General features: G+C 35.9%; 9 protein-coding genes and 2 rRNA genes. All 11 read left to right on the top strand.

Features of this window, described 5'->3' with window-relative positions; all coding sequences use genetic code 11:
* A 23S ribosomal RNA gene (locus tag BEN26_RS13275) occupies nt 1-96 on the top strand; the annotation flags it as partial.
* 119 nt (nt 97-215) lie between these two features.
* A 5S ribosomal RNA gene (gene rrf, locus BEN26_RS13280) occupies nt 216-332 on the top strand.
* 178 nt (nt 333-510) lie between these two features.
* Complete coding sequence (locus BEN26_RS13285; protein ID WP_069799600.1) at nt 511-2,118, top strand: sigma 54-interacting transcriptional regulator; 1,608 nt, start codon at nt 511-513, stop codon at nt 2,116-2,118.
* A 105-nt stretch (nt 2,119-2,223) separates the two neighbouring features.
* Complete coding sequence (locus BEN26_RS13290; protein WP_069799603.1) at nt 2,224-3,627, top strand: amino acid permease; 1,404 nt, start codon at nt 2,224-2,226, stop codon at nt 3,625-3,627.
* 274 nt (nt 3,628-3,901) lie between these two features.
* Nucleotides 3,902-5,002 carry a Leu/Phe/Val dehydrogenase gene (locus BEN26_RS13295; protein ID WP_069799604.1) on the top strand — a complete coding sequence of 367 codons (1,101 nt, stop codon included), beginning with the start codon at nt 3,902-3,904 and terminating at the stop codon, nt 5,000-5,002.
* A gap of 98 nt (nt 5,003-5,100) precedes the next feature.
* Complete coding sequence (locus tag BEN26_RS13300) at nt 5,101-6,066, top strand: bifunctional enoyl-CoA hydratase/phosphate acetyltransferase (protein WP_255421912.1); 966 nt, start codon at nt 5,101-5,103, stop codon at nt 6,064-6,066.
* A gap of 30 nt (nt 6,067-6,096) precedes the next feature.
* Nucleotides 6,097-6,309 carry a 4Fe-4S binding protein gene (locus BEN26_RS13305; RefSeq protein ID WP_068727896.1) on the top strand — a complete coding sequence of 71 codons (213 nt, stop codon included), beginning with the start codon at nt 6,097-6,099 and terminating at the stop codon, nt 6,307-6,309.
* A 20-nt stretch (nt 6,310-6,329) separates the two neighbouring features.
* Complete coding sequence (gene vorB / locus BEN26_RS13310) at nt 6,330-7,394, top strand: 3-methyl-2-oxobutanoate dehydrogenase subunit VorB (protein WP_069799608.1); 1,065 nt, start codon at nt 6,330-6,332, stop codon at nt 7,392-7,394.
* Nucleotides 7,391-8,137 (top strand): thiamine pyrophosphate-dependent enzyme, encoded by a 747-nt coding sequence (locus tag BEN26_RS13315; protein ID WP_068727876.1) that lies wholly within the window; start codon nt 7,391-7,393, stop codon nt 8,135-8,137. Before vorB ends, BEN26_RS13315 begins: the two co-directional genes overlap by 4 nt.
* A gap of 12 nt (nt 8,138-8,149) precedes the next feature.
* The gene (locus tag BEN26_RS13320; RefSeq protein ID WP_068727878.1) at nt 8,150-8,707 is read left to right on the top strand and encodes a 2-oxoacid:ferredoxin oxidoreductase subunit gamma family protein; all 558 of its coding nucleotides are present in this window, start codon (nt 8,150-8,152) and stop codon (nt 8,705-8,707) included.
* Nucleotides 8,700-9,773 carry a butyrate kinase gene (buk, locus tag BEN26_RS13325; RefSeq protein WP_068727880.1) on the top strand — a complete coding sequence of 358 codons (1,074 nt, stop codon included), beginning with the start codon at nt 8,700-8,702 and terminating at the stop codon, nt 9,771-9,773. Before BEN26_RS13320 ends, buk begins: the two co-directional genes overlap by 8 nt.
* Nucleotides 9,774-10,342: the final 569 nt, after the last annotated feature.

Consider the following 10,342-nt stretch of genomic DNA (forward strand, 5'->3'; position numbering starts at 1 on the left):
TAAGACCCCTTAAAGATGATAAGGTTGATAGGTCCGGTGTGGAAGTACCGTAAGGTATGGAGCTGACGGATACTAATCGGTCGAGGGCTTAACCTAATTGCTTTTCTTGCTGCTAGTTTTGAAGGTAAAAACAATTTGTATTTTACCAACTAAATAATAAATGTACACAAAGTGTACAAGTCACGCTAAGAGCTAATGCTCTAAGTCGTGCTATGTCTGGTGATGACGGCGGAGGGGATACACTCGTTCCCATCCCGAACACGACCGTTAAGCCCTCCAGCGCCGATGGTACTTGGACCGAAGGGTCCTGGGAGAGTAGGACGTTGCCAGGCAAAGAATAAAGGACTACCGAAAGGTAGTCTTTTTGTATATACGAAAGTAGGTCGTATTCAATGTGATTTTTATTACAACTATATCAATTATTTTTGTTGTATAATTAAAGCGCTTACAAAACGAGATAAAAAGAAGTAAGACAAGTATATTGGGGGAGTTTTTGAGGTGGGGGGACCTATGGAAGGAAAAGAATTTATCATCCGAATTGATTTTAGAGATCGTTTAGGACTAGGGTATGAAATTTTGGAGGTATTAAAGGATAAGAATATCAATTTATTAGGGATGGAAGCAAAAACAAATCATGGGATGGTTATTAAATTTAGATGTCTAGAAGACGAGTTTCAACATTTAATCGATCAATTAGATAAAATTGATGGAGTTCTGTCTATTTTAAATTGTGACCACATGCCCTATGAGCAAAGGGAACATGAATTAACAACCATCTTAAATTCAGTAAGTGAAGGGGTTATTGCGGTTAATAAAATGGGTGAAATTACTCATATGAACGATGTTGCTAGTCAAATTCTTCATTATTCCAAAGAAAAGGCTATTGGAATGAAAATTGAAGATTTATTAGAAGCAAAAATACCCATTCTTGAGACCTTGAAAAATGGGAGATCATATAAACATAAAGAAATTAAAATCAAAAAAGATCGGAGAGTATTCCACTACTTAACTAGTGGTGTACCTGTTATAAATGAAAAAAATCAAATTATGGGAGCCGTGGCTACACTTAAGGATTACAAGCAAGTTGAAGAGATGATATTACAAATTGATCGAAAAAAAAAATTAACGACGTTCGATGATATTATTTTTCAAAGCTCAAATATGAGGCAAATAGTGGATACAGCAAAAATGGTAGCAAAAAGTGATTCTTCTATTTTACTTCGGGGAGAAAGTGGAACCGGAAAAGAATTATTTGCCCGTGCGATTCATATGGAAAGCAATCGTTCAAAATCTCCTTTTATTGCAATTAATTGTGCTGCTTTACCAGAAAATCTTTTAGAAAGTGAACTGTTCGGATATGAGGAAGGCTCGTTTACTGGTGCGGTTAAAGGGGGAAAGAAAGGATTATTTGAGCAAGCAGATACAGGGACATTATTTTTAGATGAAATTGGAGAAATTTCTCCACAAATTCAAGTTCGGCTATTGCGGGTATTACAGGAAAAGGCAGTTAGAAGAGTAGGGGGGAATAAAGAGGTTCCTGTAGATGTTCGGATTATTGCAGCAACTCACCAAAATCTTGAGGAAATGATTAGTAAAAAGCTATTTCGTGAAGATCTATACTATAGATTAAATGTAATTCCTCTTAGAATTCCACCTTTACGTGAAAGACCAAAGGATATTCCTTTAATTGCCCAACACTTAATTCAGAAGATAGGAATTAAATTAAACAAACTTCAAGTCTATTTATCAAAAGAAGCAATTGAGTATATGATGGCGCAAAAATGGCCAGGTAATGTCCGGCAATTAGAGAATACATTAGAGCGAATCATCAATGTAATTCCAGATCGAGAAATAAAGCTTCTGCACTTTTTAGAATGGGCAAATTTAGAACCAATGAAACAACGAATCGAAAGGAGAATTGAAAGTAACGATCATTATTTTCATATAAAGATCCCAATTGAACCCCAATGGCCATCTCTAAAAGATATTGTTAGAGAGGTTGAAAAACAAGTTGTTTTAAAAGTGATGAAAACCCATAATTCCTCCCGTAAAGCTGGTCGAATTCTAGGTGTTTCCAATACGACAATCCTAAATAAAATTAAAGATGATGAATTATAAAATAGAAAAGTTAAATTTTTTTCTTTTCAAACAATTTTGGCACTAAAATTGCTAGAAAATATAGATAGAACCATTATAATAATAAAAAATTTCAGGAGGAGTAGTATGAAGCAAACACAAGAGAAAGAACAGTTAAAAAGGGGTCTAAGTGAACGCCATATTCAAATGATTTCTCTAGGTGGAGCAATTGGTGTAGGCTTGTTTTATGGTTCGGCAACAACGATTCAAATGGCAGGACCAGCCATCTCCCTATCTTATTTAATTGGAGGAATCATTATCTTTATTATTATGCGTGCACTTGGAGAGATGGCGGTGACGGAACCTGTATCAGGTTCATTTAGTTCTTATGCCAATCGTTATGTAGGACCATTTGCTGGTTATTTAACTGGATGGACTTATTGGTTTATGTGGGTTGTTGTTGGGATGGCCGAGATTACAGCTGTTGGCGTATACGTTAATTACTGGTTCCCTGATATTCCACAATGGGTATCAGCCTTGGGTGCTTTACTGATTATGACGATTGTAAACCTGATCAATGTCAAAGCATTTGGTGAATTTGAATATTGGTTTGCTCTTATTAAAGTCGTTGCTATTGTAGCTATGATCATTGCTGGACTCTTAATGATTTTCTTGGGGTTTGGGAATGGTGGACAACCTATCGGTTTTGATAATTTGTGGGTAAACGGTGGATTTTTCCCAAATGGATTTACTGGAATCTTATTTTCGCTAGTGATGGTCATGTTTTCCTTTGGTGGAGTTGAATTGATAGGTATTACTGCAGGAGAGGCTCAAAATCCTCAAAAGTCAATCCCAAATGCAGTAAATAAGGTGATTTGGCGAATTCTTATTTTTTATGTGGGCGCATTAAGTATCATGATGATTCTTTATCCTTGGAATGAAATTGGAACAAATGGAAGCCCTTTCGTCTTGATTTTTGATAAAATTGGAATTCCAGCTGCTGCTGCCATTATTAACTTTGTTGTGTTAACAGCTGCATTATCTGCCTTTAATAGTGGATTATTTAGTACAGGGCGTATGCTTTATAATTTAGCGTTACAAAATAATGCACCAAAGTTGTTTGGGAAATTAAGTAAAACAAGTACTCCATATGTTGGGATTCTTTTTTCAGCCTTCTTTTTACTGATTGCTGTTTTTCTAAATTACGTTGTACCTGAAAAAGTATTTCTGTATATCTCTGCTGTAGCAACCGTTGCGGTTATTACGAGCTGGACAATCATTCTAATTACTCAATTACGTTTTAGAAAAGCAAAAAGCAAAGAAGAGATTAATAATCTTACTTTAAAGTTGCCCTTCTGGCCATACTCTTCATATATCGCATTGGGATTTTTAGTGTTAGTCGTAGTTTTAATGGCCTTTATTGACGGGATGTCAGTTGCCCTTTATGTAGCACCTGTATGGTTTATATTCCTTTATCTTGGCTATAAATTACGTCGTCCGGTTAAGAGTGAAACCACAGTAGGAACAAAGCCAATTTCACAACATGATTAAAGAGAAAAAACACCGATCAAAATGGGTCGGTGTTTTCTTATTTAAGCTGATAAATTTTTTTATCACCTATAAAAAATATTGTCAATATTTTTTGACACTCGAGTAAGATAAAACAAACATGTGCATACAATCCATTTTTACATTCAAAAAAAGATCATTTTCTTCCATTGTAGCGTGTCGAAATAGACCTCATGATCAATTGGCATGATTTTTGCTACAAAACATAATAAGTGATTAGAGATTTAAAATTATCATTTTATAGGAGGAGAAAGAAATGTCGAATACAGATAAAAAAGATGTTTTTAGTATTTTTGCTGAGATGGAGAAATATGGACATGAGCAGATTATTTTTAACTATGATAAGGCAACAGGTTTAAAATCGATTATCGCTATTCATGATACTACTTTAGGTCCAGCTCTAGGTGGTTGCAGGATGTGGAACTACGAATCAGAACAAGATGCCCTACGTGATGCATTACGTCTATCTAGAGGCATGACTTATAAATGTGCTGTATCAAATGCAATGCATGGTGGTGGAAAAACAGTTATTATCGGTGATCCAAAGAAAGATAAGTCAGATGAATTATTCCAATCACTTGGCTCTTATATCGAAACGTTAAAGGGTCGTTACTATACTGGAACAGATGTTGGAACAGTTGGAATGGACTTTGTATCTGCCAAAAAACAAACAAACTATGTGGTTGGATTACCTGAAGAATATGGTGGAAGTGGTAATTCGGCAATTATTACGGCTTATGGGGTCTGGAGAGGAATGAAAGCAACTGCAAAAGAAGCTTTTGGAACGGATTCTCTAAATGGATTAACTGTGGCTGTTCAAGGTTTAGGTAAAGTAGGACACAACTTAGTAAAATATTTAATCGATGAAGGTGCAAATTTAATTGTAACGGATATATCTGAAGAAAATGTTCATAGAGTAAAGGAAGAGTTTCGTCAAGTTAAAACGGTAAAACCGGAAGAAATTTTCAGTGTAGAATGTGATATTTTCTCACCTAACGCTTTAGGTGCTGTAATTAACGACCAAACTATTCCGCAATTAAAATGTAAAGCGATTTGCGGTGCAGCAAATAATGTACTTGCAGAAAATCGTCACGGTGATCTTTTACATGAAAAAGGTATTCTTTATGCACCAGATTATGTTGCCAATGCTGGCGGTTTAATTCAAGTAGCAGATGAATTGCAAGGTTATAATAAAGATCGAGCATTTAAAAATGCTAGCTTAATTTATGATATTTTAGGTCAGATCTTTGAGATTTCTAAAAACGAAAATATTCCAACTTATAAAGCAGCAGATGTATTAGTTGAAACTAAAATTGAGAAAATTGGAAGAGTTCAAAGCAAATTTACAGGTAGATAAAATAGATGGATTGTCTTTTATTCGGAGAAGGGATCATTACCCTTCTCTTCCTTTAAAACATTCAATTTAAAAGAGATTTGGTCAGAGAAGATCCGGTGGTGAGAAAGATGAGATTTAGACAATTTGAAGAAGTGATGACAAAGGCAAAGAACTTCAAACCAGTTAGAGTAAGTATTGCAGCAGCTCACGATGAAGATGTGCTCGTTGCAGTCAAACAAGCTGTAGAATTAGAGTTAATCGAACCATATTTTGTTGGAAATAAGGTAGAGATTGAAAGGATTACCTCACAGATGGGCTTTGATCTACAAGACTTTGTGGTTTTCCCAACAAATAGTGAAGAGGAATCTGCTTATGTAGCAGCTAAGTTAGCCAATGAAGGAACAACTCAGATTATTATGAAGGGTTTTATTAATAGTACCCCCTTTTTAAAAGGAGTTCTACATAAGGATTTTCAATTAAAAACAGGCCGTATTCTTAGCCATTTATCAGCGTTTGAAATACCTGAATTTAATCATTTGTATTATATGACGGATGGGGGGCTTAATATTGCCCCGGATTTAATACAAAAAGAACAAATTTTACTCAATGCAATTGAGTTTTTGCAACGATTGGGAATGGAAAAACCAAAAATAGCATTATTGTCAGCAAATGAACGAGTAAACGAAAAAATGCCTGTAACGATTGATTGTTATCATTTATCCCAACAAGCAAAAAAAGGTGTTTTCGGTTCTGTGATCATGGAAGGACCATTACCTTTGGACTTGGCCATTAGTAAGGAATCTTTGTATCATAAGGGGATTTACAGTGAAATTGAGGGAGACGCTGATTTATTATTTGTTCCAAACATAGAAGCAGGTAATATCTTTGGGAAAGCTATCACCTATTTCGCAAAAGGAATTATGGCAGGTGTCGTCTTAGGTGCAAAAGTTCCACTTATTTTAAATTCTAGATCAGATTCAGCGAAGGCAAAATTAGCTTCTATTGCTTTAACGGTTGTTTCTGTTAATCAAGGGGCAGTCAATGAAAATAACCTATATTTTCGATCAAGTGATTGGCTTGAATAATTGGAACAACAAAAGGGGGGGGAAAAGGAAATGAGAGCTTTTATCGTTGTGAATGATGATTTATGTAAAGGATGCGAAATATGTGTAGCTACATGTCCAACAGATACATTATCAATCGCAAAGGAACCAAACAAAAAAGGTTATTATCCAGCCATTCAACATGCACCTGATCAATGCACAGGTTGTAGACAGTGTGCATTAATGTGTCCTGAAGTCGCAATTAAAGTCATTGTAGAAAAATAAAATCAAAGGGGGATGGAGAGATGAAAAAATATTTAATGAAGGGAAACGAAGCTATTGCGGAAGCAGCGATTCAAGCAGGCTGTCGTTTTTATTTTGGTTATCCTATAACTCCTTCTACGGAGATTATTGAATATATGGCTCAAAAAATGCAAAAGGTCGGTGGCACCTTTTTGCAGGCTGAAAGCGAGATTGCAGCGATTTATATGGTTTTTGGCGCGGCTGGTGCAGGAAAAAGAGTAATGACCGCCTCTTCTAGTATAGGAATTAGTTTAAAACAGGAAGGAATTTCGTTCTTAGCGGCTAACGAATTACCGGCTGTTATTGTCAATATAATGCGCACTGGACCAGGGTTAGGGGGTTTAGGCCCTTCACAGGCTGATTATTTCCAGGCGGTAAAAGGAGGAGGACATGGAGATTACCGCTTAATTGTTCTTGCCCCAAGTTCAGTCCAAGAGATGGCAGATTTGATTATGGATGGGTTTGATTTAGCAGATCTTCACAGGAATCCTGTCATGATCTTAGCTGATGGGATACTTGGGCAAATGATGGAACCTGTTGTTTTCCATAATCGTAAACCAATTGAAGTAGATAAATCTTGGGCTACAACTGGTGCAAAGGATCGTCCACGTAATATGATTACTTCTTACAACCTCCAAAATGAAGCAGGGGAAGCCAAGGCATTATATTTGGAAAATAAATATAAAGGAATTAAAGAAAGAGAGCAACGTTGGGAAGTTTACCGAATGGAAGATGCAGAATATGTTTTTGTAGCTTATGGTACAAGTGCGCGTATCGTCAAAGGAGTGGTAGACACCTTAAGAGAAGAAGATCACAAAGTTGGTTTAATTCGTCCAATTACTTTATGGCCATTTCCGGAAAAAGCATTTACACCGATTATTCAAAAAGTGAAAGGGTATATGGTTGTTGAAATGAGTGCTGGACAAATGGTGGAAGATGTAAAATTAAATGTTAATGGTGCCGCACCAGTTGCTTTTTACAGTAGACAAGGTGGTATTACACCTCAGCATGATGAAATGAAAGAGAAGTTTTATCAATCTTTTGATGTTAGGGGCATGAGAATATGATCGTTACATTTACAAAAACAAAAGCATTAACAGATACACCATTTCATTATTGTCCGGGTTGTACTCATGGGATTATTCATCGGATATTAGGCGAAGTTTTAGAAGAATTGGATCTTTTAGGGGATACGATAGGAGTTACCCCAGTTGGTTGCGCTGGTTTTATTGAGCAATATTTTAATATTGATTTTCAAGGTGGGGCACATGGGAGAGCACCAGCAGTAGCAACCGGAATAAAAAGGTCTCTTCCAGATAAAATTGTATTTACTTATCAAGGTGACGGAGATATGGCATCGATTGGAATCGCTGAAGCGATACACGCAGCAGCAAGAGGAGAGAAAATAACTACGATTTTCGTGAACAATGGAATTTATGGAATGACTGGTGGTCAAATGGCTCCAACTAGTTTAATTGGACAAAAAACTTCTACCTCACCATATGGTCGAGAAGCGAGCCAAGCAGGATATCCTTTAGATTTACCATTACTAATTAGTCATATTCCAGGGGCAGCCTATGTTGCATCAGTTTCAGTAGATACCCCTCAAAATGTTTTAAAAGCGAAAAAAGCAATCAAAAAGGCATTTCAAATCCAAATGCAAGGTTTAGGTTTTACGATGGTTAGTGTTTTATCAACTTGTCCAACAAACTGGGGTATGTCTCCTAATCAATCACTTCAATGGTTACAAGACAATTTGAAAAATTATTATACCTTAGGTGAATTAAAAACACCTGAGATGTTGAAATAGGAGGGGTTGAATATGGAACAAATCATTATTTCTGGTTTTGGCGGTCAAGGAATCCTTTTTGTTGGAAAGCTTTTAGCCTATGCCGGTATGATGGCTGGGAAACATGTTTCATGGATTCCTTCCTATGGTCCTGAAATGCGTGGAGGAACGGCTAATTGTTCTGTTACCATTTCCGACCATCCTATTACCTCTCCGATTGTAAATAAATGTAGCTATTTGCTAGCGTTAAATGAACCTTCAGTAGATAAATTTGTAAAAGACGTAAAACAAGGTGGGAAAGTTATTTTAAATGGTTCGATTATTAAAAAAGGTAAACCCGAATCGGCTATGGTTGAATGGATTTCAATCCCCGCACAAGAAATGGCAGAGGAAGTAGGTGCCTCATCTCTCTTGAATATGGTGATGTTAGGTGTATTTCTTAAATATAACTCGATTCTTACACTGAATGATATTCGAAATGGAATGGAAGAAATGCTTGGTAACAAAAGACCTGATCGAATTGAAATGAATCTCAAGGCGATCCAGAAAGGAATGGAGCATGTTGTGGCATTGGAGGAGCAATATGCCTAAAGAATATAAAATTTTAGCAATTAACCCTGGCTCAACATCAACCAAATTTGCTCTTTATCAGGGAGAAAAATTATTATATAAAGATACGGTTCGACATACAGATCAGGAATTATTATCTTATTCAAACATTGCTTCACAATTAGAATATCGTTTAATCATACTTTTAGAAAGTTTAAAGAAACACCAAATTTCTATGGATTTGTTGGATGCAGTCGTGGGTAGGGGAGGGTTTTTAAAGCCTCTTGCTAGTGGAACTTATTTAGTAAATGAAATAATGTTGCAAGATCTACTGGGATCCAAATATGGCGAACATGCTTCAAATCTAGGAGCTCTAATGGCTTACCATATAGCTCATCCTTTAGGAATCCCATCTTTTATAGTAGATCCAATAGTGGTAGATGAAATGGAGTCAGTTGCACGTTTATCGGGTATTCCAGAAATTGAAAGGAAAAGTCATGTACATGCGTTAAATATTAAAGCGGTTTCTAGAAAAGTGGCTAATCAGCTTGGTAAACCATATGATGCATTTAATTTTGTTATTGTTCACTTAGGTGGTGGAATCTCTGTTGTAGCTGAGCGCCAAGGAAAATTAATTGATGTAAATAACGCAAATAATGAAGGACCTTATTCACCAGAAAGAGCTGGTGGCCTTCCTTCATATCAACTAGTTAAATTATGTTATTCAGGAACGTTTACTGAGAGAGAAATGTTATCTCGTTTAACTAAAGAAGGTGGGTTTTATTCATATCTTGGAACAAAGAATGCCATAGAAGTAGAAGAAAGAATGAATAATGGTGATCAACAGGCAAAAGCCATTTTAGATGGGATGATTTATCAAGTCGCCAAAGAAATTGGTGGAATGGCTGCAGTACTAAATGGAGAAGTTGATGGCATTATTCTTACCGGCGGGTTAGCTTTTTCCGATTATATTGTTGAGCAAATAAGTAAAAAAATTAGGTTTATTGCCCCAATTTATATTATACCTGGTGAGGAAGAATTAGAATCTTTAGCCTTTGGAGCATTACGTATTCTAAGTGGGGAAGAAGAGGCAAAAGTATATAATTAAAAAGGAATTATGAAAAATAAAAGGTGTGCTGTATGTAATGCCGAATCAATGATGTTTAGTTTAAACTTCATTGATTCGGTTGCAGAGCATGAACATGTGCCAATTGGGTATCGCGTCATTTATTATTTTTGCAAACAATAAAGGAGTTTTGACAAATTGAATTTAACCAAGTCGCCTATAAGACAAATTTTCAATAGGATCAAAAAAATCATTGACGACAAAATGTGACTCATGGTAGTATATGAATTGTCGCTTCATGAAACCTTATAAATGAAGCGATTGATAAAATAAAAAATAACAGTTGACAAGTTAACATAATATTTGATAAGATAAATTTTGTCGCTGTTGATAAGTTTCATTCTTTAAAACAGGCGATAGGAAAGTTTTAAAAGATGATTGACAAGCAACAATCTTTTATGGTAAACTAATTTTTGTCGCTAAAATTGCTCTTTGAAAACTGAACAGTGTAAAAGCCAAGCGTACCACAGAAATGTGGACCTAATCAATTTATTAGAGTTAAGGATAACTTTTTATGCCCTCGTGATGATGCTCATGTAGCTGAATCACAG

The organism is Tepidibacillus sp. HK-1, from assembly GCF_001748485.2.
Taxonomy (GTDB): Bacteria; Bacillota; Bacilli; order Tepidibacillales; family Tepidibacillaceae; genus Tepidibacillus_B; species Tepidibacillus_B infernus.

Excerpts from the sequence above, each read along its gene's own strand:
- BEN26_RS13285 (WP_069799600.1), top strand. The coding sequence starts at position 511 with ATGGAAGGAAAAGAATTTATCATCCGAATTGATTTTAGAGATCGTTTA.
- BEN26_RS13290 (WP_069799603.1), top strand. The coding sequence starts at position 2,224 with ATGAAGCAAACACAAGAGAAAGAACAGTTAAAAAGGGGTCTAAGTGAA.
- BEN26_RS13295 (WP_069799604.1), top strand. The coding sequence starts at position 3,902 with ATGTCGAATACAGATAAAAAAGATGTTTTTAGTATTTTTGCTGAGATG.
- BEN26_RS13305 (WP_068727896.1), top strand. The coding sequence starts at position 6,097 with ATGAGAGCTTTTATCGTTGTGAATGATGATTTATGTAAAGGATGCGAA.
- vorB (WP_069799608.1), top strand. The coding sequence starts at position 6,330 with ATGAAAAAATATTTAATGAAGGGAAACGAAGCTATTGCGGAAGCAGCG.
- BEN26_RS13315 (WP_068727876.1), top strand. The coding sequence starts at position 7,391 with ATGATCGTTACATTTACAAAAACAAAAGCATTAACAGATACACCATTT.
- BEN26_RS13320 (WP_068727878.1), top strand. The coding sequence starts at position 8,150 with ATGGAACAAATCATTATTTCTGGTTTTGGCGGTCAAGGAATCCTTTTT.
- buk (WP_068727880.1), top strand. The coding sequence starts at position 8,700 with ATGCCTAAAGAATATAAAATTTTAGCAATTAACCCTGGCTCAACATCA.